At 71.0% G+C, this 26,201-nt stretch carries 22 protein-coding genes; 9 read left to right on the top strand and 13 right to left on the bottom strand.

Features of this window, described 5'->3' with window-relative positions; genetic code table 11:
* Positions 1-18: 18 nt before the first annotated feature.
* Together ACZ3I3_RS11255 and ACZ3I3_RS11250 are read left to right on the top strand one after the other, a co-directional pair.
* Positions 19-1,167 (top strand): aldose epimerase family protein, encoded by a 1,149-nt coding sequence (locus ACZ3I3_RS11255; RefSeq protein ID WP_467364229.1) that lies wholly within the window; start codon positions 19-21, stop codon positions 1,165-1,167.
* 162 nt (positions 1,168-1,329) lie between these two features.
* A complete protein-coding gene (locus ACZ3I3_RS11250) occupies positions 1,330-3,153 on the top strand; it encodes a pyridoxal phosphate-dependent aminotransferase (RefSeq protein ID WP_467364228.1) in 1,824 nt (607 codons plus the stop codon).
* Between the two features lie 114 nt (positions 3,154-3,267).
* Here the strand turns inward: ACZ3I3_RS11250 and ACZ3I3_RS11245 are convergent, their stop codons facing one another.
* From ACZ3I3_RS11245 to ACZ3I3_RS11235, 3 genes are all read right to left on the bottom strand, one after another.
* Positions 3,268-4,707 (bottom strand): family 43 glycosylhydrolase, encoded by a 1,440-nt coding sequence (locus ACZ3I3_RS11245; RefSeq protein ID WP_467364227.1) that lies wholly within the window; start codon positions 4,705-4,707, stop codon positions 3,268-3,270.
* The gene (locus ACZ3I3_RS11240) at positions 4,689-5,669 is read right to left on the bottom strand and encodes an arabinan endo-1,5-alpha-L-arabinosidase (RefSeq protein ID WP_467364226.1); all 981 of its coding nucleotides are present in this window, start codon (positions 5,667-5,669) and stop codon (positions 4,689-4,691) included. The genes ACZ3I3_RS11245 and ACZ3I3_RS11240 overlap by 19 nt, the downstream gene beginning before the upstream one ends.
* 186 nt (positions 5,670-5,855) lie before the next feature.
* Positions 5,856-6,407, bottom strand: a complete 552-nt coding sequence (locus ACZ3I3_RS11235) for a YciI family protein (RefSeq protein ID WP_467364225.1) — start codon at positions 6,405-6,407, stop codon at positions 5,856-5,858.
* A 100-nt stretch (positions 6,408-6,507) separates the two neighbouring features.
* On the opposite strand from ACZ3I3_RS11235, the gene ACZ3I3_RS11230 reads away from it, so the two are divergent.
* The gene (locus tag ACZ3I3_RS11230; protein WP_467364224.1) at positions 6,508-7,239 is read left to right on the top strand and encodes an alpha/beta fold hydrolase; all 732 of its coding nucleotides are present in this window, start codon (positions 6,508-6,510) and stop codon (positions 7,237-7,239) included.
* Positions 7,240-7,295: 56 nt separating this feature from the next.
* Here the strand turns inward: ACZ3I3_RS11230 and ACZ3I3_RS11225 are convergent, their stop codons facing one another.
* Positions 7,296-7,946, bottom strand: a complete 651-nt coding sequence (locus ACZ3I3_RS11225; protein WP_467364223.1) for a DUF4360 domain-containing protein — start codon at positions 7,944-7,946, stop codon at positions 7,296-7,298.
* A 341-nt stretch (positions 7,947-8,287) separates the two neighbouring features.
* On the bottom strand, positions 8,288-8,746 hold the full coding sequence (locus ACZ3I3_RS11220; protein ID WP_467364222.1) for an RrF2 family transcriptional regulator: 459 nt from the start codon (positions 8,744-8,746) through the stop codon (positions 8,288-8,290).
* Positions 8,747-8,827: 81 nt separating this feature from the next.
* Between ACZ3I3_RS11220 and ACZ3I3_RS11215 the strand changes: the two genes are divergently transcribed.
* Together ACZ3I3_RS11215 and ACZ3I3_RS11210 are read left to right on the top strand one after the other, a co-directional pair.
* Positions 8,828-11,800 carry a glycoside hydrolase family 35 protein gene (locus ACZ3I3_RS11215; protein ID WP_467364221.1) on the top strand — a complete coding sequence of 991 codons (2,973 nt, stop codon included), beginning with the start codon at positions 8,828-8,830 and terminating at the stop codon, positions 11,798-11,800.
* A gap of 90 nt (positions 11,801-11,890) precedes the next feature.
* The gene (locus ACZ3I3_RS11210) at positions 11,891-12,997 is read left to right on the top strand and encodes an NHL repeat-containing protein (protein ID WP_467364220.1); all 1,107 of its coding nucleotides are present in this window, start codon (positions 11,891-11,893) and stop codon (positions 12,995-12,997) included.
* Between the two features lie 13 nt (positions 12,998-13,010).
* Here ACZ3I3_RS11210 and arfA read toward each other — a convergent pair whose 3' ends face one another.
* The 4 genes from arfA to ACZ3I3_RS11190 form a co-directional block, all read right to left on the bottom strand.
* Positions 13,011-14,525 (bottom strand): arabinosylfuranosidase ArfA, encoded by a 1,515-nt coding sequence (gene arfA / locus ACZ3I3_RS11205; RefSeq protein ID WP_467364219.1) that lies wholly within the window; start codon positions 14,523-14,525, stop codon positions 13,011-13,013.
* A gap of 94 nt (positions 14,526-14,619) precedes the next feature.
* Positions 14,620-15,474 (bottom strand): carbohydrate ABC transporter permease, encoded by an 855-nt coding sequence (locus tag ACZ3I3_RS11200; RefSeq protein WP_467364218.1) that lies wholly within the window; start codon positions 15,472-15,474, stop codon positions 14,620-14,622.
* On the bottom strand, positions 15,471-16,409 hold the full coding sequence (locus tag ACZ3I3_RS11195; protein ID WP_467364217.1) for a carbohydrate ABC transporter permease: 939 nt from the start codon (positions 16,407-16,409) through the stop codon (positions 15,471-15,473). The genes ACZ3I3_RS11200 and ACZ3I3_RS11195 overlap by 4 nt, the downstream gene beginning before the upstream one ends.
* Positions 16,409-17,764: an extracellular solute-binding protein gene (locus ACZ3I3_RS11190; RefSeq protein WP_467364216.1), complete on the bottom strand. Its 1,356-nt coding sequence runs from the start codon at positions 17,762-17,764 to the stop codon at positions 16,409-16,411. Before ACZ3I3_RS11190 ends, ACZ3I3_RS11195 begins: the two co-directional genes overlap by 1 nt.
* A 237-nt stretch (positions 17,765-18,001) precedes the next feature.
* On the opposite strand from ACZ3I3_RS11190, the gene ACZ3I3_RS11185 reads away from it, so the two are divergent.
* The 3 genes from ACZ3I3_RS11185 to ACZ3I3_RS11175 all read left to right on the top strand — a co-directional run bounded on the left by ACZ3I3_RS11185 (position 18,002) and on the right by ACZ3I3_RS11175 (position 21,448).
* Complete coding sequence (locus tag ACZ3I3_RS11185) at positions 18,002-18,604, top strand: toxin-antitoxin system, toxin component family protein (protein WP_467364215.1); 603 nt, start codon at positions 18,002-18,004, stop codon at positions 18,602-18,604.
* Positions 18,601-19,830 (top strand): MAB_1171c family putative transporter, encoded by a 1,230-nt coding sequence (locus ACZ3I3_RS11180; RefSeq protein WP_467364214.1) that lies wholly within the window; start codon positions 18,601-18,603, stop codon positions 19,828-19,830. The genes ACZ3I3_RS11185 and ACZ3I3_RS11180 overlap by 4 nt, the downstream gene beginning before the upstream one ends.
* A gap of 217 nt (positions 19,831-20,047) precedes the next feature.
* Positions 20,048-21,448 carry an FAD-dependent oxidoreductase gene (locus tag ACZ3I3_RS11175; protein WP_467364213.1) on the top strand — a complete coding sequence of 467 codons (1,401 nt, stop codon included), beginning with the start codon at positions 20,048-20,050 and terminating at the stop codon, positions 21,446-21,448.
* Positions 21,449-21,533: 85 nt separating this feature from the next.
* Here the strand turns inward: ACZ3I3_RS11175 and ACZ3I3_RS11170 are convergent, their stop codons facing one another.
* The 4 genes from ACZ3I3_RS11170 to ACZ3I3_RS11155 form a co-directional block, all read right to left on the bottom strand.
* Complete coding sequence (locus ACZ3I3_RS11170) at positions 21,534-22,397, bottom strand: SMP-30/gluconolactonase/LRE family protein (RefSeq protein WP_467364212.1); 864 nt, start codon at positions 22,395-22,397, stop codon at positions 21,534-21,536.
* Positions 22,394-23,167: an IclR family transcriptional regulator gene (locus tag ACZ3I3_RS11165; RefSeq protein ID WP_467364211.1), complete on the bottom strand. Its 774-nt coding sequence runs from the start codon at positions 23,165-23,167 to the stop codon at positions 22,394-22,396. The genes ACZ3I3_RS11170 and ACZ3I3_RS11165 overlap by 4 nt, the downstream gene beginning before the upstream one ends.
* A 270-nt stretch (positions 23,168-23,437) precedes the next feature.
* Entirely contained in the window at positions 23,438-24,682 is a 1,245-nt protein-coding gene (locus ACZ3I3_RS11160; protein ID WP_467364210.1) for a PucR family transcriptional regulator, read from the bottom strand.
* 2 nt (positions 24,683-24,684) lie between these two features.
* Complete coding sequence (locus ACZ3I3_RS11155) at positions 24,685-24,837, bottom strand: hypothetical protein (protein ID WP_167533774.1); 153 nt, start codon at positions 24,835-24,837, stop codon at positions 24,685-24,687.
* Positions 24,838-25,052: 215 nt separating this feature from the next.
* Between ACZ3I3_RS11155 and pgfA the strand changes: the two genes are divergently transcribed.
* Positions 25,053-26,048, top strand: coding sequence for a cell envelope lipid trafficking protein PgfA (gene pgfA / locus ACZ3I3_RS11150; protein ID WP_467364209.1), 996 nt, complete (start codon positions 25,053-25,055; stop codon positions 26,046-26,048).
* Positions 26,049-26,201 lie beyond the last annotated feature (153 nt).

Here is a 26,201-nt window from a genome sequence, read left to right as displayed (position 1 = left end):
AATGAAGCGGAGCCGCACATGGAACTGAACAGACGCACGGTCATCGCGGGAGCGGCGGCTGCGGGCTTAGGAGCCACCACGCTCGGCGGCACGGCACACGCCACGGGAGGAAGGAAGCCGGTGAAGAAACTCTTCGGCAAGCTCGCGGACGGCACCAAGGTCTACAGCTGGTCGCTGGAGAACGGCGGCACCCGCCTGAAGGTCCTCTCCTACGGCGGCATCGTCCAGTCGCTGGAGATCCCCGACCGCCGCGGCCGCTACGCCAACGTCTCCGCGGGCTTCGACAACATCGACGACTACGTCGCCGACAGCCCGTACTTCGGCGCGCTGATCGGCCGCTACGGCAACCGCATCGGCCAGGGCAAGTTCACCCTCGACGGCAAGAACTACCAGCTCTCCGTCAACGACGGCGAGCAGAGCCTGCACGGCGGCGCCAAGGGCTTCGACAAGCGCGTGTGGGACGTCGAGCCGTTCACCAAGGGCTCCGACGTCGGTCTGCACCTGTACTACACGAGCGTCGACGGCGAGATGGGCTACCCGGGCACGCTCAAGACGAAGGTGACCTACACGCTCACCAAGCGCGGCGAGTGGCGCATCGACTACGAGGCCACCACGGACAAGGCCACCGTCGTCAACCTCACCAGCCACGTCTACTTCAACCTGGCCGGCGAGGGCAGCGGCACGATCGAGGACCACGAGCTCCAGATCGCGGCCTCCCGCTACACACCCACCGACGCGGGCCTGATCCCGACGGGCGAGCTGGCCAAGGTCGCGGGCACCCCCTTCGACTTCCGCAAGGCCAAGCCGATCGGCCGGGACATCCGGGTCTCCCACCCGCAGCTGGTCACCGCCAAGGGCTTCGACCACAACTGGGTCCTCGACAAGGGCATCACCGCCCGGCCCGAGCACGTCGCCACCCTGCGCGACCCCGCTTCCGGCCGCACGATGAAGATCGCCACGAACGAGCCGGGCCTGCAGTTCTACTCCGGCAACTTCCTCGACGGCACGCTGACCGGCCCTTCCGGCCGCACCTACCGGCAGGGCGACGCGCTCTGCCTGGAGACACAGCACTTCCCGGACTCGCCGAACAAGCCGAAGTTCCCGTCGACGGTGCTGCGGCCCGGGCAGACGTACCGGACGACGACGGTCCACACGTTCGGCTGCTGACCGCCTTCACAGGTGGCACACATTTTCCTGAGGGAAACCTCAGTGGTTGAACAGTGTCACCGCAGCCTCCGTATCTAAGGGCGGCCCGCGCTCCCCCGCGCGGGCCGTCCTTAAACGTCGGGTCCGTTCGTCCCCAGCGGATCCGCCCTATACGGAGGTTCCATGGCCGACAACGTCACGTCGCTGTTCCGCAGCACCGCGGCGCACAGCCCGTCGATGGCGGCGTTGACACGTGAGGGCGGCGAAGGCGCGGGACCGGTGGACTTCTGCATCCCCTGCAACCCGTACTTCCCGACCCCGGCCATGTTCGACGAGATGTCGGCCAGACTGCGCGACATCATCACGTACTACCCCTCCAGCGCCGACACCATCACGGCCGAGCTGTGCAGCCTGCTCCAGCTGCCGCCGCAGTGCGTGGCGATGGGCAACGGCTCCACCGAGCTGATCACCTGGATCGACCACCTGCTCGTCCGCGAGTCCCTCGCCATCCCCGTCCCCACCTTCGGCCGCTGGACCGACCAGCCCATGGAGACCGGCAAGCGCGTCGACATGTTCCCGCTCCAGGAGTCCAGCGGGTTCGCCCTCGACCTGGCGCAGTACGCCGAGTTCATCCGCGCCCGGGGCACGCGCGTCGCCGTGATCTGCAACCCCAACAACCCCGACGGCGGCTTCCTGCACAAGCACGCCATCGTCCAGTTCATGGACGCCATGGCCGACCTCGACCTGGTCGTCATCGACGAGTCGTTCCTGGAGTTCGCGGACGCCGAGGCCGAGCCCAGCGTCGTGCAGGAGGCGATGCTGCGTCCCAACGTCATCGTGCTGCGCAGCCTCGGCAAGAACTTCGGCCTGCACGGCATCCGCTTCGGCTACCTGGTCGCCAACCCGGCGCTCGCCGGGCGCGTCCGCGCCATGCTGCCCAAGTGGAACCTCAACTCCTTCGCCGAGCATGTCGTCTTCATGCTGAAGGAGCACGGCGCCGAGTACGCGCAGAGCCTCCAGCAGGTCCGGCGCGACCGCCTCGACATGGCCAGCCAGCTGTCCGCCCTGCCCGGACTGACGGTCTACCCGTCGCAGGGCAACTTCCTCTTCGTGCGCCTCCCCGTGGGCGCCGAGGGCACCGTGGTCCGGGACCGGATGCTCACCGAGCACCGGATCCTGGTCCGCGAGTGCGGCAACAAGATCGGTTCGTCCAGCCGCTTCCTGCGTCTCGTCGTGCGCCCCCAGGTGGACGTGCGTCGCCTGGTGTCCGGCCTGGAACAGGTGCTCTACGGGACGTCCAGGAGGGGAGCCGCCGTACCCGAGCTGGGCAACGGGACCAGCTACAGCTCGGGTACGGCGGCAGTGGACCGTCTGGTGAGCGAGACCAACGGATCCGGCATGCGCGGCCTTGCCGCTCAGGCCACCGGCGGCGGCCTTCCCGGGCCCGCCGCCGCTCCGGCTGCCGCCGGCACCGGCATGCCGCTCCCCGCCGCCGCGTCCGCCGTGCCGGCGGGTGCCGTGCCCGCCGGGCCGGGCGGTGGGATGCCGATGCCGGCGGCGGCGCAGATCGGGCTGGGTGGACAGTCAGGGCTGGGTGGACCGTCAGGGCTGGGTGGACCGTCAGGGCAGGGCGGGCACTTCGGGCAGATGGGGCAGCAGCAGATGCCGCAGGCCGTCCCGCAGTCCATGCCCCAGTCCATGCCCCAGTCCGTGCCGCAGCCTGCTCCGCAGTCCGTGCCGCAGCCCGTGCCGCAGCCGGCGCCCCAGCCCATGGCCGCGCCGGCGCCGCCGCTGGCCCCTGTGGCGCAGGCACCGGCTCCGGTCCCGGCGCCTGCACCGGCTCCCGTGCCGGCCGCCACCGGGCCCACGCCGCCGGGGGTTCCCGCGCGGGGTGGGCTGACCGCGGCGCAGGTCAGGGGGACGAACGGGCTTTCGCCTGCGCCGGCGACCGGGTGGCCGGGGGCGCAGGCTTGGCCCAATGCGGCGGGGATGGGGCAGGCCGGCTAGGGCCTTCTCGCCGTAGGTGGTCTGTGCGGGTGGGCGGGCGCGGGGGCGTCTGTGGTTGATCGCGCCCACGCGGCGGAGCCGCACATCAAACACAGCCCCGCGCCCCTGAAGGACCTACACCGCTGTCAATTTCCACTGCTGACAGTTGTTGTTGAGCCAGGTCCACTGGCGTACGTCCGCGCTGTCCGTTGTCGAGCAGTTGGCCACGTCGGCCACCTTTCCGGTGGCCTGGTTGGTGATCCGGACGTAGCCGCTGTCGGTGGCTGTGAACCGGTACCGCTGGCACGTGTTGTTCAGCCATGACCACTGGCGTAGGTCGGCGCCGTCGGCGGAGGAGCAGTCGGCCGTGTCGAGGACCTTGCCGGTGGCGGCGTTCACCAGGCGGTGGGTGTCGTCGCCCAGGTCCTCCAGGCGCCAGCGCTGGTTGCTTCCGCCGTTGCAGGTGTACTGCACGACGTTGGCGCCGTCGGCCGACGAACTGCCCGCGACATCCAGGCACTTGCCGCTGTTGCGGTTGGTGACCGTGTAGGTCGTCGAGACGGTGGACGGCTCACCCGAGGGTCCTGGCAGGGAAGCTCCCAGCCGGACCGGCGTGCCGAGGTTCGGGGTGCCGTCGGAGTTCCAGGTGAACTTCTGGGCCCGGGTCGTACGGCCGTTGTCGCAGCCCTCGGAGGCGGAGTCGTTGGCGTGGTAGACGATCCAGTTCTCGCGGCCGTCCGGTGAGGTGAAGAAGCCGTTGTGGCCGGGCCCGTACACCCCGTTCGCGTCACTGCGCTGGAAGACGGGCGTGGACTTCTTCGTCCAGGAGGAGGCGGACAGCGGGTTGGAGCCGGTGAGCTCCAGTTGCCCGAGTTTGTAGTCGGGCGTCCAGCAGCCGCTCGCCGAGTAGATCAGGAAGGTCCGGCCGCCGCGTTGCAGCACCTCCGCGCCCTCGTTGACAGTGCCGCCCTGCCGCTCCCAGGCGTGCGTCGGTGTCGAGATCGTCGCGTAGGAACCGCTGACGGTGTACGGGTTGGACATCGGCGCGATGACGAGGTTCTGCGTCCCGCCGGTGGTGATCGCACTGCCCAGCATGTACAGCCGGCCGCCCACGTTCATCAGGCTCGGGTCGAGCATCCAGGCGGAGTTGAGCTGACCCCTGTAGGTGTAGGGGCCCATGGGGTCGGACCCGGCGCTCTCCAGCACGTGGCTGCGCTGCGTGGGGTTGTAGTCGGACACGTTCTGCCCGGCGACGTAGTACAGGTACCAGCGGCCGCCGACGAAGTGCAGCTCGGGTGCCCAGATGTTGCAGCACCGGGAGGCGGCGTCGCCCTTCCACACCTGCACGCTGGGCGCGGTGGAGAGCCCGGCGAGCGTGGCGGACTTGCGGATGGTGATGACGTCGGTCCAACTGGTCGTCACCAGGTAGTAGTTACCGTCGTGGTAGGAGATCCAGGGGTCGGCGCCCTTGACGGACTTGACCGGGTTGGCGAAGGAGGCGGCGCTCGCGGTGGGCTGGCCGAGGGTGAGGGCGAGCAGCAGGGCGGCCAGCAGGGTCAGTAGGCGACGGGCCATCCGCTGCTCCAGTTCAGGAGGTTGACGCCGAGCTTGGGCGTGCCGTTGTCGTTGCCGTCGTAGTAGTGGTAGACGATCAGGTCGCCGTCGGCGTCCTTCAGGATCGACTGGCCGCCCGGGCCGATGACGCTGCCGTGCGACTCCAGGACGGGCGTGCCGCCGTTGTTCCGCAGGTCGACGCCGTTCTTGTCGCGGTACGGCCCGGTGACACTGGACGCGCGGCCGACCTTGACCTTGTACGTCGAGCTGGTGCCGTTGCAGCAGGTGTCGTACGAGGCGAAGAGGTAGTAGTACCCGTTCCGCTTGACGATGAAGGGCGCCTCGACGGCCTTGGTCCCGGTGGGGCGGGAGGCGAGGGAGTGGCGGGTGGTGTTGGAGGAGAGCTGTTTCCCGGTGGACGGGTTGATCTGGATCATCTTGATCCCGGTCCACCAACTGCCGAAGGACAGCCACCACTTGCCGTCGTCGTCCACGAAGAGGTTCGGGTCGATGGCGTTGAAGTCGCTGGCGGAGTTCGACGTGTAGACCGTGCCCTGGTCGGTCCAGCTGCCCGGCCGGCCGGTGCTGGAGGTCGCGAGGCCGATGGCGGAGGTGTTCGAGCCGAACTTCGAGACGGAGTAGTACATCAGGTACTTGCCGCCGTGGTACGAGATGTCCGGCGCCCAGGCCTCCGGCACGGAGGAGTAGTTCCGCCACCAGCCGGGCCTGCTGGAGAAGGCGTCGCCGCCGTTCCGGAAGGCCGTACGGTCACCGGACGTCTTACTGGCGATGCCGCCGCCGGTGGCGTAGAGCAGGTACTCACCGGACGAGGTGCGGAGCATCGACGGGTCGTGGGTGACGATGTCCCCGGTGACCCGGCCGGGGTTGGGGTACGCGGACGCCGCGCTCGGCATCAGGGCGAGCAGGGCGGCGGCGGGGAGGGCGAGCAGGGCGGTTCTCTTGCGCAGGATGGAGCGGCTCATACGGTCCTCCTTGCGGTGGGGGCACAGCTGACCGGTATTTCGAACAGCGATCGCAAGTTCGAACGGAACGTAGAATCGAACCTCTTGCGCGTCAATGGTTCGCGCAGCAACAAACCGCTCGGCTGACGTCGGGACACGGACCGGTACACGACCCGGATCACGCACCGGAACACGGACCGGCGTTCGTCACCGCCGTCCGCCGGGCTCCCACGCATGCACCTCCACATCGGCATACCGCCCCCGCGTCAGCACACCGCGCGCCGTCTCCCCGTCCGGGGCCCGCACCAGCGCCGCCGTACCCAGCCAGGCGGAGCCGTCGTCGGAGAGCAGGGGGCCGTAGGCGATCAGGTCGTCCGAGTCGGGTGGCGTGTCGAGGCCGGGCGCCGCCGGGGCCGAGCCCAGTCCGAGTACGAGGTAGCGGTTGCCGGTCGTCGGGCCGCCGGGGAAGTCCCACATGGTGCGGCCCAGGAGGTTGCGCCAGCGGCGCAGCATCACGTCCCGGTACGCGCCGGCCTGGTAGTTGGGCTCGTCGAAGGCGAAGGCGCGGGCGGCGGCGGGGTCCGGAAGGTCGAGGATGTGGACGCTACCGGTAAGAGTTTCTCCGTCACCAGTGAAGGTCGGGCCACGGGCGATCATCTCGGTCGCGTACTGGTCCATGTACGACCAGTGCTGCTCCAGCAGCTCTTCGCGCAGCGGCAGCGAGCCGGGACGATCGCGGTGGTAACAGAAGAACTCCATGGCGCAGACCCTTGCCCATGGGAGGGCAGCGGCTCAAGCGGCTTTCGGAGCAGGTGCCGGAGTAAGGTCGATCCGGCAGCAACGCCGATTCGGGGGGATCATGAGGGCAGCCGACGCACCGCCCATCGTCTTCGTGCACGGGACGCGGTTCAGCGCTGGGCAGTGGAGTCCGCAACTCGCCGCGCTGCGGGACGAGTTCCCCGTGGCCGCGGTCGATCTGCCGGGGCACGGGGCCCGTTCCGCCGAGGCCTGGAGCCTGAAGGCGGCCGTGGAGGTCATCGCCGACGCCGTGGAGTCGCTCGGGTGCGGGCCGGCCCTGGTCGTGGGGCACTCGCTCGGTGGTTACGCCTCGCTGGAGTTCGCGCGGGTTCGACCGGAGCTGTTGCGCGGGCTGGTGCTCGCGGGGGCCAGTGCCTCGACCCGCGGGGCGTGGGCGGTGCCGTACCGGTGGGTCGCCGGGCTCGTGCCGCGACTGCCCGCGGATCGGCTGGCCGGCTGGAACGACTGGCTGCTGCGCAGGATGTATCCGGCCGAGGTCGTCGATGACACCATCAGGTCCGGTTACGCGTTTCACGCCCTGCCCGCCGCCTGGGGTGAGGTGCTGGGGCGCTTCGACGCGGGCGCGATGCGTCATGTGGCGGCTCCGGTGCTCATCCTGAACGGCGAGAAGGACGGCGTCTTCCGGTCCGGCGAGGCCGAGTTCGCCCGGGCGCATCCGCGCGCCCGCGTCGAGCTGGTCCCGAGGGCCGGGCACCTCGCGAACTTCGACGATCCGGACGTCTTCAGCGATGCCGTTCGCCGATTCGCCCGGCAGTTGGGCGACAGCGCATGAACGGGGCGGCCCGCCCGGCCCGACGACCGGTGGGCCGCCCCTCATCCCGTCAGGACTTACTTCCCCGGGCACTCCTTCCACGCCATGTGGTACACCGTGCTGATGTCCCCGTCCGTCGAGTCCATCGTCATGAAGCTGACCTTGTCGGCCGACTGGGTGCCGGCGTTGACCCGGAGTTCGGTGTTGATGTTGAAGTTGCGCTGGACTCCGCAGGGCGCGTAGACGAGTTGGGCCCAGTCCGTCTCGTCGGTGGCCTGCCAGTTGTCGTTGTAGGGGCCGCTGAAGGGGTGGTTCCTGGACACCGTGCTCGGGGAGCCCTGGAAGTAGTACGAGGCCCGCTGGGTGGCGCTCGCGCCGCGCTGGAGTGAGGCGAAGCCCCGGTAGTCGGCGCTGGCGATGGCGTACGTGAAGCCCTGCGGCACGTGGACGATCAGGCTGAGCTGGCAGTTCCTGCGGAACGCGGTCGGGTCGGAGCCCCCGCCGGCCTGGGCGAGGTAGTCGCTGTAGGTGACGGTGAACGCCGTGTTGTCCTCGGAGACGGCGACCGCTGCCGTGCCCTGCGGGCAGCCCGAGCCGTTCACGGTGGCGACCTTGATGACGATCTTGTCCGGGGGCGGGTCGACGAACCCGGAGGACGGGGATTGTGCGGGGAGTGCGCTGGTGAGGAGCGCGGCGATCGCGCCGCTCAGAAGCAGGCCACCGGCCATGGTTCTCCCATCCGTTCGTGGGGGGTGGAACACAGGGGTAAGCATGGGCATGTCAAAGCGACAGCTCATGTACACCCGGCCTGTGACCATTCCATGAAGGATCTGTGAAGGCCGGGAGCGGTCGCATCGTACGCACGGCGGAGGGGGCGGGCCAGGGCGGTCTCCGGCCATTCACAGTGGCGGGATCACACCGGGAGAAGGGGCGCGGGGACCTTTCGCGCGGGCCCCGTCGACACCAGCAGTACCGGCGGGCGCATAAGGTGCGTTACCAGTGCGTCAGACCCAGGACACCCGAGGACGCGATGAGGATCACCCACCGGCACCCCCGCGGACGCGGCCCGTCACGGGTTCTCCCAGGCCGCCGGTTCCGCCGCCAGCCGCTCCACCGGCTCGGGCAGCGCCCCCGCCGCGAGGTCGGCGATCGTCACGCCCTCCAGGATCCTGCGCACATTGGCCCGCAGGGCGATCCACAGCGGCAGCAGCGGCTCGGCCGTGCCGGAGTAGGCGAGGCCGGTCGGGCGCTCGCCGCGCACCGAGACGATCGGTCCGTCCACGGCCCGGATCACGTCCGCGACCGTGATCCGCGCGGCCTCCCGGGCCAGCCGGTAGCCGCCGCCCCCGCCGCGCCGGCTGTCGACGACCCCGCCGCGCCGCAGATCGCCGAGGATCCCCTCCAGGAACTTGTGGGGGATGTCCTGCGCGGTGGCGACGGCCTCCGCCTTGACCGGCCCCTCGCCCTGCCGGACGGCCAGTTCCACGACCGCTCGTACCGCGTAGTCCGCACGTGCCGAGATCCTCATACGACCATTGTCCCGGTCGGTCCGTAGACAATGACCCACCAGCACCACGTACGGCACGGCAGCACAACAGGAGGCGCTCCCTTGGAGCTCAGCAGGCGTACCTTCCACGCTCTCGCCGGCACGGCGGCGCTCGGCTTCGCGCTGACCGGCAGCGGGTCGCCCACCTCCGCCAACCCGGCACGGACGGTGCCCACGGGCCCGCCGCCCCCGGTGCCGAGCGCCGACGGCAGGCGGCACGAGGTCGGCTTCGACCGGTACTCGCTGCTGGTCGACGGCCGGCGCCTCGTCCTCTGGTCGGGCGAGCTGCACCCCTTCCGGCTGCCGAGCCCGTCCCTGTGGCGGGACATGCTGCAGAAGATGCGTGCCCACGGCTACAACGCCGTCAGCGTGTACGTCGCCTGGAACTACCACTCCCCCGCCCCCGGCCGGTACGACTTCACCGGTGTGCGCGACCTGGACCTGTTCCTGCGCATGGCCGCCGAGACCGGTCTGTACGTGATCCTGCGGCCCGGCCCGTACATCAACGCCGAGGTCGACGCCGGCGGCTTCCCCGGCTGGCTGACCGCGACCGAGGGGACGGCCAGGACCTCCGACCCGACGTATCTGCGGTACGTCGACGAGTGGCTGACCGCCGTCAACGCCATCGTCGCCAAGCGCCTGTTCACGCGGGGCACGGGCACGGTCCTGCTGTACCAGATCGAGAACGAGTACGACGCGCACGTCGACGAGCCGGCCGGGCGCGCCTACATGTCCTACCTGTACGAGAAGGTCCGCGCCGACGGCATCGACGTGCCGCTGTTCCACAACGACAAGGGACGCAACGGGGCTTGGGCCCCCGGGTCGTTCGGCACAGGCCGCGAGAAGGGGCGCTGGCTGTACGGGTTCGACGGATATCCGGAGCCCGACGAGGTGCCGCCCGACTGGGGGCACTTCGGGGCCGGCGGGACGAAGGGCGGGGCCACGGCCAGTCCGCGCACGCCCGGGTTCGTGCCCGAGTTCGGCGGGGGCTGGTTCGACCCGTGGGGCGGGTCCTGGTTCGACGGGAAGGGCTACGCCGAGGCGCGCCGGACCCGGGACGCGGCGTACGAGCGGCGCTTCTACCTCACCAACCTCGCCAACGGCATCACGCTGCACAACGTCTACATGACGTACGGCGGCACCTCCTGGGGCTGGCTGCCCGCGCCGGCCGTCTACACGTCGTACGACTACGGCGCGGCCTTCGACGAGGCCCGCAACGCCACCCCGAAGCTCGCCCCGATGCACCAGATCGGGCAGTTGCTGCGGTTCGTGCCGGACCTCGCCAGGCTGAACCGGGCGAAGGCCGTACGCGCCGCCGACGAGCGGATCAAGGTCTACCACCTGGCCAACCCCGACACCGGCGCCCACTTCTACGTCCTGCGCAACGACTCCGGTGAGGCGGTGTCCTCGACGCTGCCGGAGGCCGGGATCGACGTGCCGGTCACGGTCCCGGCGCGGGACGCCAAGCTGATCGCCGCCGGGCTGAAGCTCGGGCAGCGGACGCTGGTGCACGCCACCGTGCAGCCCATGCTGAGCCTGGCCGCCGGGCGGCAGGAGATCGCGGTGTTCGCGGGCCGGCGGGGCGATCTGGCGCAGGTCGTCCTGGACTGCGCGGACGAGCCGACGCCCATGCGGCTGGACGCGGAGCCCGCGTGGTCCTGGAACCTCGGCAAGCTCAACGTCACCGCTCCGCTCGGCGCCGGCGGGCTGAGCCGGGTGCGGGTCGAGGGCGACGGCGTCGACACGCCGATGCTGCTGCTGTTCGCCGACGACGCGACGGCCCTCAGGCTGTGGCCGTACGAGACGCCGTCCGGCCCGCTCCTCGTCTACGGCCCGGCCCTGCTGCGGTCGGCGAAGCTGCGCGGCTCCACGGTCCACCTCACCGGCGACACCACCGTGCAGACCGGCCTGGAGGTGTGGGGGCCGCGCGGGATCACCCATGTCACGTGGAACGGGCGCCCGGTGCCCACCCGGATCAGCGCGTCCGGCAGTCTGCTGGCGCTGCGGCCGCTGCCCGGCGTGGCCCGGCCGGCCCTGCCCGCCCTCGACGGCTGGCGGCGGCGGACCGAGAACCCGGAGGCCGAGCCCGGCTTCGACGACTCCGGCTGGACGGCGGCCGACAAGAAGACGACGTTCAGTACGACGCCCGTGCCCGACGGGCAGCCCGTGCTGTTCGCCGACGACTACGGCTTCCACTACGGCGACGTCTGGTACCGGGGCGAGTGGACCGGGGAGGGCGGCATCGAGTCGGTCTCCCTCGACTACAGCACGGGCACGCAGGGCCTGCTGATGGCCTGGCTGGACGGCGAGCCGCTGGGCACGCACCGGATGCTGGTGCCGGACAAGGACCGGGCCAGGCAGGGCACTTGGACTGCGAAGGCCACCTTCGACCTGCCGAAGGAGCTGCGGAAGAGGTTCCGTGAGGAGAGCCCGGAGCAGCGGCATGTGCTGTCCGTGCTCGTCCGGCGGATGCAGCACGACATGGACGGCACGGCGCGCGACACGCACAAGGCGGCGCGCGGGCTGACCGCCGTGGCCTTCGAGGGCGCCTCCCCGAAGGTGACCTGGCGGATCCAGGGCGCGTCGGCGCCCGATCCCGTGCGCGGGCCGATGAACAACGGCGGGCTGTACGGGGAGCGCGAGGGCTGGCATCTCCCCGAGTACGACGACGGGGACTGGAAGGACGCCGAACTGCCGCGTGCCGACCGGCGGCAGGGCGTCACCTGGTACCGGACGGACTTCCGGCTCGGTGTCGAGCCCGGCGTCGACGCCTCCGTCGGGCTCGTCCTCGACGACGATCCGGAGCGGGCCTACCGCGTCCAGATCTTCCTCAATGGCTGGAACATGGGCCAGTACATCAACGACGTCGGGCCACAGCACACGTTCGTGCTGCCGAACGGGATCCTCCGCACACGTGGTGCCAACACACTGGCGTTGGCCGTGTTGTCCGACGGGACCACACCGTCGGGGCCCGGGGACGTGCGGCTGACGCTGCTGGGCGCGGCGGCGGGAGGGGTGCCGGTCTCACCGGTGTGACCGGATCGAGCCGTCCGTGTGCATTGCCTTCTCCGGCAGGCTGGGCCACCGTTTGGCCTTTCAAGAACTGCCGACAGGGAGGGGAACCTCGTGCGAAGACGGCGTTTCATCGGTGGATTAGGCGGACTCGTCGGGGCCGGGCTCGGCCTCGCCCCGCTGCAGGGTGGTACGGCCTGGGCGGCTCCCGGTCTCCTGGGTGAGCCCCGCGAGTGGCAGGCCGTCCCCGGCCCGGAGGCCACCCCGGCCGCGCAGTTGATCGACGTGGCGGCCGCGGGCCCCGACCTCGCCTGGGCCGTGGGCGAGGAGGGCCGCAGCGGGAGCGTACGGGGCACGGCGCTGGCGCTCGTGTGGGACGGCACGGCCTGGCAGCGCACCGGCCCCGGCTTCGCCGGCCACCTCGGCTCCGTCGCCGCCACATCCGACGGCTCCGCCTGGGCCGTCGGCACCGACACCTCCGGCACGGCCCGGCTGCTCGCCTGGGACGGGTCGGCCTGGCAGGAGGCCGACTTCCCCGGACGCGGGGCGGCCGGGACCTCCTTCACCGGGGTCGCGACCGGCCCTCGCGGGCACGTCTGGGTCTGTGGCCGCAACAGCGACGGCTCGGTGCTGCTGCACGGCCGACGGGGCACCTGGACCTGGCTGGAGGCGCCCCCGGCCACGACCACCGGCGCGCCCTCCGGCGTGCACCGCGCGCCCTGCGGTGACATCTGGGTCTACGGCGATCAGCTCGTCGCCCGCTGGGACTCGGAGGCCTGGACCGTCCTGCCGGCGCCCGGCGGCATCCGGGCCGGCTTCACCGGGCTGCTCGCGGTCGCCCGCGACGACATCTGGCTGACGGGCTACGACTACGGCATCGGCGGTCCGCCCGGCAAGCCCCCGGGTGTCCGGCTGCTGCACTCGGACGGCGGTCCCTGGGAGAGCGTCACGGCGCCGTTCGGTGTCGGCATGCTCACCGGCATCGTGGGTGACGCGCGGGGGCGGCCGGACCGGATCGCCGGGTGGGACTTCTGGGACCAGACCCGGGCCCACTACCTGCGGTGGGACGGCACGGCCTGGGCGAGCGAGCGGGGGCCGGTGGCCACGACCCCCGTCATCATGAACTCACTCGCCGCCGTGCCGGGTTCGGGCGGCTACTGGGCGGTCGGCACGACGTCCACGTCGCCGTCCTCGTCCGCCCGGGTGCGCATCGAACGCTGACCCGTCCGGTCCGTCACGCCAGCCGGATCACGTTCCAGGACAGCGGCTCCAGGACGGTGCTCAGCGTGCCGTCCTGGAGTGCCGTGCCGTCGCCCGGGTGGGGGGCGACCCGCTCGGGGTCGTCGAGGGTGTTGCGGGCGTCGGGATCGGCGTCCGCGAGGACGCTGTGCTCGACGACCCGGGTGAGGTCGAGGCCGTTCAGGGCGACGTCGAGCGGGAGGGCCTCGGTGCGGCTGCGGTTCACCGCGAAGACCGTGACCGTGCCGTCCTCGGCGCGTACGGCGGTGGCGTGCAGCAGGTCCGTCTCGCCGTACTTCGCCGTCTCGTACGTCGGCGAGTCCACGCGGACGTCGAGGACCTGGCCGCGGCCGTACCTGCTCGCCTGCGCGAAGGGGAAGAACGTCGTCTGCCGCCAGGCCGGACCGCCCGGCTCGGTCATGATCGGCGCGATGACGTTGACGAGCTGGGCGAGGCAGGCGACCGTGACGCGGTCGGCGTGCCGGAGCAGGGCGATGAGGAGCGAGCCGAAGACGACCGCGTCGGTGACGCTGTAGTTGTCCTCCAGGAGGCGGGGGGCCTCGGGCCAGTCGTCCTGCTCGAAGGTCTTCGCGCGGGCCTCCCACTCGGGCAGGTACCAGACGTTCCACTCGTCGAAGGAGAGGTTGATCCGCTTCTTCGACTTGAGCTTCGCGCCCACGTGGTCGGCGGTCGCGACCACGTTGTCGATGAAGGACTCCATGTCGACGGCGGAGGCCAGGAAGGAGTCGGTGTCGCCCTTCTCGGGCCAGTAGTAGGCGTGGAGTGAGATGTAGTCGACGAGGTCGTACGTCTCCTCCAGGACCGTCGCCTCCCACTCGGCGAACGTCGGCATGGACTGGCTGGAGGAGCCGCAGGCGACGAGTTCGACGCCCGGGTCCATCTGGCGCATGGCCCGGGCCGTCTCGGCGGCGACGCGGCCGTACTCCTCGGCGGTCTTGTGGCCGGTCTGCCAGGGGCCGTCCATCTCGTTGCCGAGGCACCACAGCTTGATGCCGAAGGGGTCCTTGTCGCCGTGGCCGACGCGGAGGTCGGACAGGGCGGTGCCCTGGGTGTGGTTGGCGTACTCCTGGAGTTCGAGGGCTTCCGCGACGCCTCGGGTGCCGAGGTTGACGGCCATCATGGGCTCGGCCTGGGGGCCGATCTTGCGGAGGAAGTCGATGTACTCGGAGAGGCCGAAGCGGTTGGACTCCGTCGAGTGCCAGGCGAGGTCGAGGCGGCGGGGGCGTTCTTCGGCCGGGCCGACCGAGTCTTCCCACTTGTAGCCGGAGACGAAGTTGCCGCCGGGGTAGCGGACGGCGGTGACGCCGAGTTCGCGGACCAGGTCGAGGACGTCTGTGCGGAGGCCCTTGTCGTCGGCTGTGGGGTGGCCGGGTTCGAAGATGCCGGTGTAGACGCAGCGGCCGAGGTGTTCCACGAAGGAGCCGAAGAGGCGGGGGTTCACTTCGCCGATCGTGAAGGCGGGGTCGAGGGTGAAGCGGGCCTTGTGCATGTTCGCCTTTCGGGGTGGGTGGTTCTGTTGTGGTGGCGGCTGCGGGCCGTGGGGGTTGTTCGCGCAGTTCCCCGCGCCCCTATCGGGGCACCATCTACTGCCCTGCCAAGCCTGTGTGGGCCACGCCCGCCACTATCTGGCGCTGGAAGAACACGAAGACGATGATCAGGGGCAGGCCCGCCATCAGGCCGCCGGCCATGAGCTGGGCCCACTGGATGCCGTAGGAGTTCATGACGGTCGCGATGCCGTTCGGCATGGTCATCAGGTCGGGGTTGTTGGTCACCATGTACGGCCACAGGAAGTTGTTCCACGAGGCGATGAACGTGAAGATGCCGACCGCGGCGAGGGAGGGGCGGGAGAGCGGGAGGACGATGGTGAAGAAGACGCGCCAGCGGCCCGCGCCGTCGATGAACGCGGCCTCCTCCAGCTCGCGCGGGATGCCCTGGAAGAACTTGTAGAGGATGTAGACCATCGCGGCGGGCGCGCACTGCGGCAGGATCATGCCCCAGTAGGTGTCCACCATGCCCATCTGCTGGACCGTGGTGAACAGCGGCACGCCGAGGACGGCGGGCGAGATCATCAGGCCGGCCATGACCAGGCCCATCAGCGGCTTCTTGCCGCGGAACTCGGTGCGGGCGAAGCCGTATCCGGCGAGTGCGCTGACGAGGAGCACCACGGACGTCACGCAGACCGAGACGACGACGGAGTTGACGAACCAGTTGGTGATGTTGCCGGACTCGAAGAGGGCCTTCCAGGCCTGTCCGGTGAAGTCCCGCGGGAGCCAGTGCGGCGGTACCTCCACCGCCTCCGTCTCCGACTTGAGGGAAGTGAACAGGGCCCAGGCGAAGGGGGCCAGGAAGACGGCCGAGACGGCTGCGCCGAGGAGGGTCAGGACGATCTGGCTGGGGGTCCACGGCTTGCGGGGCTTCACCGGTACGGCGGTGGTCATCGGGCGCTCTCCTCACGGTTGCGCAGCAGCCACATCCGGGCGAGGGCGACGGCCGCGATGATCACGAAGAAGATGACGGAGATCGCGGAGGCGTAGCCCACGCGGTAGCTGGTGAAGCCCTCTTCGAGGGTGTACTGGACGAACGTGCGGGTCGATCCCTCGGGCCCGGGGAGGAAGTCCATCATCACGACGGCCTGGTCGAAGACCTGGAGCGAGGCGAGGATCTGGAGGGCGACGACGAGGCCCGTGATGTTGCGCAGCATCGGCAGGGTGATGTGGACCGTGCGGTGCCAGGCGTTGGCGCCGTCGAGCTTGGCGGCCTCGTAGAGGTGGCCGGGGATGCCCTGGAGCGCGGCCAGGTAGAGCAGGAAACTGAAGCCGACCGTCCACCACAGGGTCGTGATGACGATGGCGAGCATCGCGTACGACTTGTCGGTCAGCCACGGCGTCTCGATGCCGAAGACGTGGTTGATCATTCCTGTGCCGGGGTTGAAGAGCCACTGCCACAGGTTGGCCGCGACGGTGGACGGCAGCAGGAACGGGGCGAAGAAGCAGAGCCGCCACAGCCATTTGCCGCGCTCGATGTGGTGGGCGAGCATCGCGAGGAGGAAGGCGAGGACGGTGATGCAGGGTACGACCAGGAGCGTGAAGTACGCGCTGTGGCCGAGGGAGTCCCACACCAGGGGGTCCTCGATGGCCTCGCGGTAGTTGTCGAGGCCGACGAAGCTCGCGCCCTCGCCCGTGATGTTGGCGTCGGTGAAGCTGAGGTAGACGCCGCGCAGCAGCGGCCAGATCACGAACAGGGTGAAGAGCAGCAGGAACGGGGCGACGAACCAGCCGCCGTGCTGGAAGCCCTGCTTGCGGCGGAGCGTGGCGCTGTCGGCGGCGGTCTTCGCGCGTGCGGGTGCGGCGATGGTGGGGGCACTGGTCGCCATCAGACGGCACCTCCTTCTGCGGCGGTCTTCCCGTCCATGGGGTTCTTCGTGGCGAGGAGTTGGGTGAGCGTCTTCTTCATGCGGTTCGCCGCGGCCTCCGGCTTGGCGGAGCCCATCGTCGAGGAGACGACGATCGGGCCGACGCGCTGGGCGAGGATGCCGGTGGAGCCCGCGAACCACACCTTGGGCTCGGTGGCCTGGTGGTCCATGGCGGAGACGTACTCGTTCTGCGGGTCCAGCTTCTGGTACGCCGCCGTGGACAAGGTGGGCGTGTAGGCGGGGATGTGGCCGCCCGCCGCCCACTGCTGGGCGTGCTGGACGACGTAGGCGGCAAGTTGGTGGGCGGCCTCGTTGGTGGCGCCGCCGCGGTCGGACTGGTGCGGCAGGACGAAGGAGTGCGACTCGGCGTGGGTGGCCTGCTTGCCGAAGACCGGCGGCAGCGGGGTGGCCCCGTAGTCGAGCTTCGCTCCGGAGTAGACGGGCACCGACCAGTTGCCCTCCCAGACGAAGGGGGAGCCGTTGAGGAACTGCTCGGCGCCGGCGGCCCCGGCGAAGCCCGGGTTCGCGTACCCGTCGGTGATGTGACGGCTCAGGAACTCCAGGACCTGGGTGGCCTTGCCGGTGTCGAAGGTGACCTCGGTGTGGGCGGCGTTGAACCAGGTGCCGCCGAGCTGGGTGTAGAAGGCGACGAAGAACCACCACTGGAAGTTCTGGTCGGTGGACCACATGCCGATGGTCTGGAGCCCCTTCTTGGTGGCCTTCCTGGCCTCCTTGAGCACGTCGAACCACTCGTCGGTGGAGGTGACGGGCACGATCCGGCCGTCGTCGCCGAGCAGCCCCGCCTTCTTCAGCACGTCCTTGCGGTAGAAGCAGAGCTGGACGTGGATGTCGAGCGGGAGGGCGTAGAGCTTGCCGTCGATGACGCCGCGCTTCCACAGGGTGGGGTTGTAGTCCTGCTCCCGTACGCCGTACTTGGCGAGCAGGTCGACGTCCCAGGGGTCGAGGAGGCGTCCGGGCGCAAAGCCGGTGATGCGGCCCAGGTGCATGACGCCGAGGTCGGGGGCGCGGTTGCCTGCCGCTGCCATGGCGAGCTTGGTGTAGAAGGGGCTGCCCCACTGGAGCGTGGAGTCCTTCACGGCGATGTCCGGGTTGTCCTTACGGAAGGCGTCCAGCATCGCGATCATGTTGGAGCCGTCGCCGCCGCTGAAGAGGTTCCAGTAGCGCACGCGTGTGTCGGCACTGGACGCGAGTGCGTCGGCTCCGGTGCCCAGCGCGGCGAAGCCGAAGCTGCTCGCGACGAAGAGTCCCCCGAGCCCGCCGAGTAGTTGCCTGCGATTCAGGTCAGGTCGTCCCATGCCCTGCCCTTGCTGTCGTGTTCGATATACCGGAAGGTGCTCGTGACTTCGAACGGGACGGTAAAGAGGAAGCGCTTTCTCGTCAATGGTCGGCCCGGAACTTTGGTCACGGCTTTCGGGCAGAAACGGTCGTTCCCCGCTGAACCACCGGCACCGGATCGCATGACGCGAACACTTTCGGGCGCGTAGTCTCGGACGCGCGGCCAAGCCGCCGGCCGGCGCTGAGAAGGGGGAGCGATGGACATCGCGGGCGCGCGAGTGCGAGCCGCCACCGCGCTCAGGCGCTCGCGACGTGGGGCCGCCATGCGCCGCCTGGCCGCCGAGCTCGCCGCCGCGGTCCGGGCGCGGGAGCAGGTACCGGACGGCGCACGGTCGTTGTGCCGGGCGCTGTGCGAGGAGATGAGCGCGCGGCGCGGCGGGCGGCCGGTCGAGCTGCGTTTCGAGCGCTTCCCCGACGAGATCGAAGTGACCGGCCTGTGGGTGGAGTTCCAGGACTTCGACCTCGTCATCGTCGAGGAGCGGGCCGAGGCCGTGCAGCAGTTGGTCATCCTCGGGCACGAACTGTGGCACCTGCACGCGGGGCACGGGCATCACCACGGGGCGGGTGCGGCGGCGGCCCACGCCTTCGCCGACCGGCCGGGGTGGGACGACGCCGCGCTGGCGGTGGCCGCCCGCAACGGCTCCCGGGAACGGGACGAGGCCGACGCCGACGCCTTCGGACTCCGGCTGGCGGCGGGGTGCCGGGCGCTGCTGCCGGGTGGGCGCGGACCGGACGTACCCCTCGAACCCGTGCAGCGGTCGCTGTACTACCGGGGGCCGCGAGGAGGTGCGGCACCGTGAGCACGGTGGCCCTGACTCCGGTCGAGTTCGTCAACCAGTTCTATCCGAACTTCTGGTGGATCCCCGCAGGGGTCCTGGCCGCCGCCCTGGCCATCAAGCTGCCGAGCATCATCCGGCTCTGGAAGGACCCGATGCTGCGCGCGGTCGGCGGGCTGCTGCTGCTCGCCTGCGCGGTGTTCGTCTTCGTGGCGCCGTCGACGATCGCGCGGGTCAACAGGCTCACCGGGGTGGCGAACTTCTCCGGCCCCTGGGTCTACTCGCTGCTCACCGCGTTCTGCGCCTTCTGCCTGCTGCTGATCATCTCCTGGCGCAACGGCCCGTCCGACCGCTCGGACCGCACCCGGCGCGCGATGCGCGGGGTCGTGACGGTCTATTCGGGTGTGATCGTCGCGATGTGGGTGCTGTTCGCTCTCGCGGACGTGCCGGTGGAGCGGCTGCGGGACCTCGACACGTACTACGCGAACACCCCGTACATGCGCGAAGTGATCGTGCTCTACCTGCTCGCGCACACCGCGGCCGCACTGGTCACCAACGGGCTGATCTGGAACTGGGTGCGCACGGACGGGCTCGACTCGCTGCTGCGCTGGGGGTTGAAGTTCCTCGGCGTCGGCTACACGGCGCAGCTGCTCTTCGACGCCGCCAAGATCAGTGCCGTGGTGGCCCGTTGGTCCGGGCGGGACGTGGACTGGCTGAGCACGGCCGTCGCCCCGCCGCTCGCCTGCCTGTCCGCCGTGCTCATCGCGATCGGCTTCATCCTCCCGCACGCCGGGCAGTACCTGCACGGCCGCTGGCACGTCCGGCTCGCCCACCACGAACTGCGGCCGCTGTACCTGCTGATGAAGACGGTCAACGGCACAGGGGTCCCGTTCCTGCTGCGTGCGACACCGGAGCTGCGACTGGTCCGCCGGGAGACGTTCATCCGCGACGCGCTGCTGCCGCTCGCCCGGCACATCGACGAGGACCGGCGCGAACGGTTCCACGAAGCCGCCCTCTCCCTCGGCCACCCGCCCGGCCTGGCGAAGGTGCTCGCCGCCACCGCGGCGATCCAGGACGCGGCCGACGCCGGGACCCGGGCCCAGGAGGACGACGGCACCGGTGCCCGTGACACCACGGAACTGCTGCGCGAGATCGGCGCCTTGTCCCGGGCCCTGCGCCGCGCGGAGGACCTCCGGGCGATCCGCGCCCTGGCGCACGACCACGCGGAGGGCAGGTCGCTCACCGGCTGACCGCACCCCCGGGGCCGCCCGGCCGATTTCCGACGGGCCCGGCATGGGGGGACGCGCGCACGCTGCGTGAAGGTACGGTGAGAGCCGTCCGGGACGAGGCCCGCATGGCTCGAAAACCGGTGCCGGCGGACGGTGTTGTGGGCTGCCCGGCCGTGGCCGGACGTCGGGGAATGCCCGCAGGGCAAAGGAGCCTTCATGGCTGAGTGCGAGGAGTCGCATGTCGCGTAGAGCTGTCGTCATCGGTGCGGGTCTGGCCGGCATGCTGGCCGCGGCGGCCCTGTCCGCCGTCGCGGACGAGGTGGTCGTGCTCGACCGCGACGATCTGCCCGAGGGGCCGGAGCACCGTAAGGGCCTGCCGCAGGGACGTCACGCGCATCTCCTCATGGCCGGCGGCCTGGCTTCCATGGAGGACCTGGTGCCGGGAGTGAGCATGCGCAAGCATCTGCTCGCCGCCGGTGCGCACGAGATACCGCTCGGCTCGGGCATGGTCGCCCTCACGCCCGAAGGCTGGTTCCGGCGCTGGCGCCACCCCGGACCGCGGATGCTGACCTGCACCCGGGCCCTGCTCGACTGGGCGGTGCGGGGAGCGGTGCTGGACAGCACCGGGGTGGTGATCCGCAAGGCGCGGGTGCTGGAGCTGACGGGGTCGCGGCAGCGGGTGACCGGGGTCCGCCTCTCGACGGCCGCCGGGGAGGAGGACCTCGCCGCCGACTTCGTGGTGGACGCGAGCGGACGTGGCTCGCGGATCGTGACCTGGCTGGCGCGGCTGGGCGTCGACGACGTGCACGAGAAGACGGTGGACGCCGGCCTGGTGAACGCCACCCGTCTCTACCGCACTCCCGAGGGGGCCGGGCGCTTCCCCCTGACCATCGTGCAGGCGGACCCGTACCAGGGGCGGCCCGGCCGCAGCGGCATGGTGCTGCCGATCGAGGGCGACCGCTGGATGGTCAGCCTCGCCGGCACGCGGGGCGGTGGCGAACCGCCGTCCGACCCCGACGCGTTCCTGCGGTACACCCTGGAGCTGCCCGACCCCATCGTGGGCCGGCTGATCTCCGGCGCGGAGCCGCTCACCGACGTCCACGTCAGCCGCAGCACCAGCAATCACCGCCGGTACCTGGAGAAGGTGCGCTCCTGGCCCGAGCGCCTCGTCGTCCTCGGTGACGCGCTGGCCACGTTCAACCCCGCCTACGGGCAGGGCATGTCGGTGGCCGCGCTGGGCGCCCGGGAGCTGGACCGCGAGCTGCGGCGCTCCGGCCTCGACGCGCCCGGGCTCGCCCGGCGCGTGCAACAGCGGACGGCCAGGCCTGTGGAGGCCGCGTGGACGATGGCGGTGAGCCAGGACATCTGGTACCCCGGGACGCGCGGCGGCTCGCCCGGGATCGCCGACCGTCTGGTCACCGCCTACACCCGCCGCATGATCCGCACGGCGACCGGCTCGTACACGGCGGCGTCGGCGGTCTGGGACGTGATGAGCATGACGACGGGGCCGACGCGGCTGCTGCGGCCCTCGACGGTCCTGGCGACGCTGAGCGGGCCGCCGTTGCCGGCGGCGGTGGGGGCACCGCTGGCGGAGGACGAACGGGCGGTCCTGCGGCGGCTGGACCGGACGGGACGCTGACAGGGGCGTTCCGGCTCGGTCCGGCTCGGTCCCGTCCGCTCCGCTCCGCGCCCCGTCGGCGTGCTCCGCCGTCCGCCCCTGCGTGTCAGCCGGCGAACGCGGGCGGTACGAGCCCCTTGCCCGCCCCCGGCACCACGAACAGCGACCCCGCCAGCGCGGGCGGCTCGCTCAGGCCCGTACGCGCCGTCGTGATGTACAGGTCGCTCAGCCCGGCCCCGCCGAACGCGCACGCCGTCACCCGCGGCACCGGCAACTCGATCACCCGGTCCAGCCGACCCTCGGGCGTGTACCGCCGCACCGCCGCGCCCTCCCACAGGGCCACCCAGACACACCCGTCGGCGTCGACGGTCAGTCCGTCGGGGAAGCCCGCGCCGTCCTCGATCTCGGCGAGGGTGCGCCGCCCGGAGATCCGCCCGTCCGCGTAGTCGAAGACGTCGACGCGCCGGGTCGGGGAGTCGATGTAGTACATGAGGCGCCCGTCGGGGCTCCACCCGGTGCCGTTGCTGACGGCCACGTCGTCGAGCACGACCTCGGCCGAGCCGTCCCCGGTGACGCGGGACAGCGTGCCGCCCCCCGGCGCCTCGTCGTACCGCATCGTGCCGGCCCACAGCGATCCGTCCGGCGCGACGGCCGCGTCGTTGGCGCGGCGGCCGGGCACGGGCTCGCGGTGCAGCCAGCGGAAGCCGCCGGGGGAGTCACCGTCGGGGTCGAGGAGGCCGACACCGTCGCGCAGGTTCAGCACGAGCCCGCCGTCGGCGCGCGGCTTCACGGCGCCCACGTGCTGTTCGGTGCGGCGTGTGGTGCGGCGCCCGGTGCCCGGGTCGTACGTGTGCACGCGGCAGCCGAGGATGTCGATCCACAGGAGCCGGCCGGCCGCCGCGTCCCAGGTGGGACCCTCGCCGAGCTCGGCCTCGGCCCGTACGGCGACCTCGTACGGCGTCGCCGTCATGCCATGCTCCGGTGGCCGAGGTGCTCGGACAGCTCGGCGGCGCCCTTCGCGGCGAGCTGCTCCAGCTCGGCGCGGCGCTCCTCGCTCCAGCGGATCATGGGCACGGAGATCGACAGGGCGGCGACGACCTGGCCGGTGCGGTCGCGGACCGGCGCGGCCACGCAGCTCACGTCCGGGTTGGACTCGCGGTTCTCGACCGCGAGGCCCCGTTCACGGATCTCGGCCAGGGTCTCGCGCAGGGCGGCCGGGTCGGTGATGCTGTTGGGGGTCATCGCGACCAGCTCGGCGCCGTCGGGGATCCGCGCGGCGAGCTCGTGCTCGGGAAGGGAGGCCAGCAGCATCTTGCCGACGGACGTGCAGTGGGCGGGCAGCCTGCGCCCGGCCGCCGACACCATCCGCACGGCGTGCGTGGAGTCGACCTTGGCGATGTAGATGACGTCCGTGTCCTCGAGGATCGCCACGTGCACCGTCTCGTCGCAGGTCTCGGCGACGGACCGGGCGACGAGCTGGCCCTCGGCCGCGAGGTCGAGCTGCTCGGAGTAGCGGGCACCGAGCTGGTACGGGCGTACGCCGAGCCGGTAGCGTCCGGGTTGGCCGGGCACCTGGACGATGTACTTCCGGGCGGCGAGCGTGGTCACCAGCTCGTGCACGGTCGTGCGCGGCAGCTGGAGCTTGCGCACGATGTCGGGGGCGGAGAGCGTCCCGTCCCCGTCGAGGAAGAGCTCGAGAATGTCGAGAGCCCGGGTCACGGCTGGTACGAGGCGTCCCACGATCGGCCCCCTCCCTATGTGTTTCTCTGGCGCCTGTGTCGGCGATATCAACGTTCGAGATATCAACAGGCGATCGGCATGACGAACACAGGCTAGCCACAGAGGTTTGCCCGGGCAATGGGCAGAGGCCCCCAGGAGGAAACCCATGTGCACCCCACAGACACGTGGGGTGCACATTAAAGTGCGCTATGTGTGGCATGTCACGGTGTCGCGGGGCGAGCGGCCCTCACGCTCGGGGCCGGTGATCCGCCGGGTGGCGGCGGCCCCGGCTCACCGCCGCCCCCGCACCGCCCCCAGCTCCCCCCGCAGCCGCTGCGCGCGCAGGACCAGTTCGAGTTCGAAGCGGCGGTCGGGGTCGTCGATCTCGTCGCCCCACAGTTCCCGGATCTGGCGCAGGCGGTAGCGGACGGTCTGGGGGTGGACGCCGAGCCGGGCCGCGACCTCGGGGGCTCCGCCCCGGGTCTCCAGCCAGGCCAGAAGGGTTTCCGCGAGGCGGCGGCCGTGGGTGGGGCCGCAGTGGGTCAGGGGGGCCAGGCATCTGCGGGCCAGGTCGTCGATGAGCTCCTCGGGCTGGAGGAGGACCAGCGCCTCGGTGTGCTCGGTGCAGTAGAGGACCTCCCCGGAAGGGAGCAGGTCCCGTTCCATGAGGCGTACCGCGGCCTCGGCCCAGCGCAGCGACTTCGCCGCGTCGGTGAGCGGGACCGGCGGGCCGATCGCCCCCGACCAGCCGGTCAGGGCCCGGTGCAGGAGCTCGGGGCGGCCTGCCGCGTCCGGGTCGGGCACGACCATGCGGGGCTGCTCGTACTCCATGTCGAGCAGCACGCCCTGCCCGACCGCGGGGGCCATGGCCTCCCGGGCGGGGCGCAGCAGGACACCGACCGCGACCTTCCCGGGCAGGGGCCAGCCGATCCGGGCGGCCCGTTCGGTCAGCGCCTCGGCGGGGTCGCCGCGGTGGTGCTCGGCCAGCAGGAGTTCCATCAGGCGGCGCTGGAGGCGCAGGCGTTCCCCGGCCTGGCGGGCCGCGGCTTCGGCGTAGCCGCGTACGGACTGGTCGACCAGGCCGTCCAGGTACTCGTAGCCCGCGTCGACGAGTTCGTACATCGCCGGGGGCGGGATCTCCACGCGCTGGCCGATGTCGGCGAAGCGGCGCCAGGCCAGGCGTACGCCCATGCGGTAGATGGCCTGGAGGGAGTCGAGCGAACGGCCGTTGAGGCCCTCGCCGCGGCCGAAGTCCTGGAAGACACCGGGCGGGACGGTGGGCCGGCCCTCCGAGTGCTCCAGGTGCTGCACGAACACCTCGATGGCGCGGCGGATGCCGACCAGGGCCATGGGCTCGCCGGAGTCGTCCAGGACGACGGGCAGATGGGGGTACTCGCGCTGGATCTCGCGGAGGATCTCCTCGGCGAGCTCGGGCGCCTCGGCCATGGCGATCGCCGCGAACCGGCGCACCTGGAAGCGCGGTACGTCGTGCCAGGCGGAGCGCGTGGTGACGGTTCCGGTGCGGGCGGCCGTCACCGTCAACTCCCCTGCCCTGTCTGCTCGTACGTGATCAGGGGGGTGTTCGGCTGGTCGGGTGTGGCTTCGAGCAGCGCGACGACGCCCAGCGCGGCGCCCACGGCAAGGGCGGCGGCGAGCGCGACGGTCAGCGCGGCAGCGAGCAGTCTCGACATCGCAGGGTCAGCCTCTCTGTCCGGATTCGTCCGGAGATCGTCCGGAGGTTGCCCCACCCCGGCACCCCGTCCCTGCCTGTCGGGCCCCAGTCTCGACAAGCATTGACACCCCGTCAAGAGCGGCCTACGGTTCCCGGCCCAGCCGCACGCGCTGCTGTCTCCGCCGTGCCGGCCCTCTCGTACGTCGAGCCGTCCCAAGCCACTGGAGTGCCCGGATGCGCCGTACAACCTCCCCCTTTTCCCTGGTCCTGCTGGGTCTCGGCACGTTCCTGCTGGTGCTGGCGCCCCTGCTCGCCTGGTACGTCCAGCCGCGTGCCGCGGTGAACCCGATCGACATCGACACCACCGCCGTCTACACCGGCCGGGGCAGCGTCTTCGACACTGACCGGATCGAGACGCTCCCCGACCGGAAGATCACGGTGACCCAGCGGGTGCGCGGCAACGTCGAGGACAGCGAACGCAGCGGAAACGCCGTCTGGGACGTGACGACCACGGTCGACACCGACAAGTCGCTGCCGGCCGCCGACCCGCACGACGCGCTGGACTTCACACCGCACCGCTGGGTGATGGACCGGAAGACCACCCGGCCCGTGCACTGCTGCGGCGAGAAGCCGTACATCGAGGGCGAGGCCTATCTGAAGTTCCCCTTCGACGTGCAGAAACGCTCGTACCAGTGGTGGGACAACACCCTCGGCGACACGGTCGTACTGCGCTACCGGGGCACCGAGAAGGTCCAGGGCTACACGGGCTACAAGTTCACCGGCTCCGTGCCGCCGACCAGGACCGGCACGCGGATGGTCCCCGGCAGCCTCGTCGACCAGCCCGAGCGGCCGCAGGTGCTGGCCGAGGAGTGGTACTCCAACCACGGCTTCGAGCTGGTCGTCGACCAGGCCACCGGCCGCGTGATCTACGCGCAGACCGGACCCAAACGGACCCTGCGTGCGCCGGGCGGGAAGAAGGACGCGGCGGTGCTGCTGGACGCCCGGAAGGTCTCGTTCACGACCGCGACGCAGAAGGAGGCCGTGCGGCAGGCGAAGCGCGACAGTGGCCAACTGCGCCTAGTGGGCACGACGTTGCCGATCGGGGCCGGTGTGGCGGGTGTGGTGCTCGCGGTGGTGGGTGGCGTTCTGGTGGCGCGTGGGCGGAAGGAGCCGGAGCAGCCCACTCCGTCCGATACGTCCGGTACGCCCCAGCCCACCCTCACGATGTGATGTGGCGTCAGCTCCAACAAAGCCCGAAATTGTCACGCCGGTGAGTAGCCGTGGAGAACGTCCGGGCGAAAACTGTCCAACCCCACCCGAGCACAACCCGTCCACACTCCCCTCCCAGGAAGGGCTCAGGCCCCCCACAGCCAGACCCCCAGA

The sequence above is a fragment of the Streptomyces sp. NPDC016851 genome (assembly GCF_055562795.1).
Note: the sequence above shows the minus strand (reverse complement) of the source record. Positions and strands in the feature narration are given on the sequence as shown.

Bases quoted from the DNA above. Each gene is read 5' to 3' on its own strand.
- ACZ3I3_RS11220 (WP_467364222.1), bottom strand. From the start codon at position 8,746: ATGAGGATCTCGGCACGTGCGGACTACGCGGTACGAGCGGTCGTGGAA.
- ACZ3I3_RS11185 (WP_467364215.1), top strand. From the start codon at position 18,002: ATGGACATCGCGGGCGCGCGAGTGCGAGCCGCCACCGCGCTCAGGCGC.
- ACZ3I3_RS11225 (WP_467364223.1), bottom strand. From the start codon at position 7,946: ATGGCCGGTGGCCTGCTTCTGAGCGGCGCGATCGCCGCGCTCCTCACC.
- ACZ3I3_RS11245 (WP_467364227.1), bottom strand. From the start codon at position 4,707: ATGGCCCGTCGCCTACTGACCCTGCTGGCCGCCCTGCTGCTCGCCCTC.
- pgfA (WP_467364209.1), top strand. From the start codon at position 25,053: ATGCGCCGTACAACCTCCCCCTTTTCCCTGGTCCTGCTGGGTCTCGGC.
- ACZ3I3_RS11200 (WP_467364218.1), bottom strand. From the start codon at position 15,474: ATGACCACCGCCGTACCGGTGAAGCCCCGCAAGCCGTGGACCCCCAGC.
- ACZ3I3_RS11155 (WP_167533774.1), bottom strand. From the start codon at position 24,837: ATGTCGAGACTGCTCGCTGCCGCGCTGACCGTCGCGCTCGCCGCCGCC.
- ACZ3I3_RS11255 (WP_467364229.1), top strand. From the start codon at position 19: ATGGAACTGAACAGACGCACGGTCATCGCGGGAGCGGCGGCTGCGGGC.
- ACZ3I3_RS11175 (WP_467364213.1), top strand. From the start codon at position 20,048: ATGTCGCGTAGAGCTGTCGTCATCGGTGCGGGTCTGGCCGGCATGCTG.
- ACZ3I3_RS11190 (WP_467364216.1), bottom strand. From the start codon at position 17,764: ATGGGACGACCTGACCTGAATCGCAGGCAACTACTCGGCGGGCTCGGG.
- ACZ3I3_RS11235 (WP_467364225.1), bottom strand. From the start codon at position 6,407: ATGGAGTTCTTCTGTTACCACCGCGATCGTCCCGGCTCGCTGCCGCTG.
- ACZ3I3_RS11170 (WP_467364212.1), bottom strand. From the start codon at position 22,397: ATGACGGCGACGCCGTACGAGGTCGCCGTACGGGCCGAGGCCGAGCTC.
- ACZ3I3_RS11230 (WP_467364224.1), top strand. From the start codon at position 6,508: ATGAGGGCAGCCGACGCACCGCCCATCGTCTTCGTGCACGGGACGCGG.
- arfA (WP_467364219.1), bottom strand. From the start codon at position 14,525: ATGCACAAGGCCCGCTTCACCCTCGACCCCGCCTTCACGATCGGCGAA.
- ACZ3I3_RS11240 (WP_467364226.1), bottom strand. From the start codon at position 5,669: ATGAGCCGCTCCATCCTGCGCAAGAGAACCGCCCTGCTCGCCCTCCCC.
- ACZ3I3_RS11250 (WP_467364228.1), top strand. From the start codon at position 1,330: ATGGCCGACAACGTCACGTCGCTGTTCCGCAGCACCGCGGCGCACAGC.
- ACZ3I3_RS11195 (WP_467364217.1), bottom strand. From the start codon at position 16,409: ATGGCGACCAGTGCCCCCACCATCGCCGCACCCGCACGCGCGAAGACC.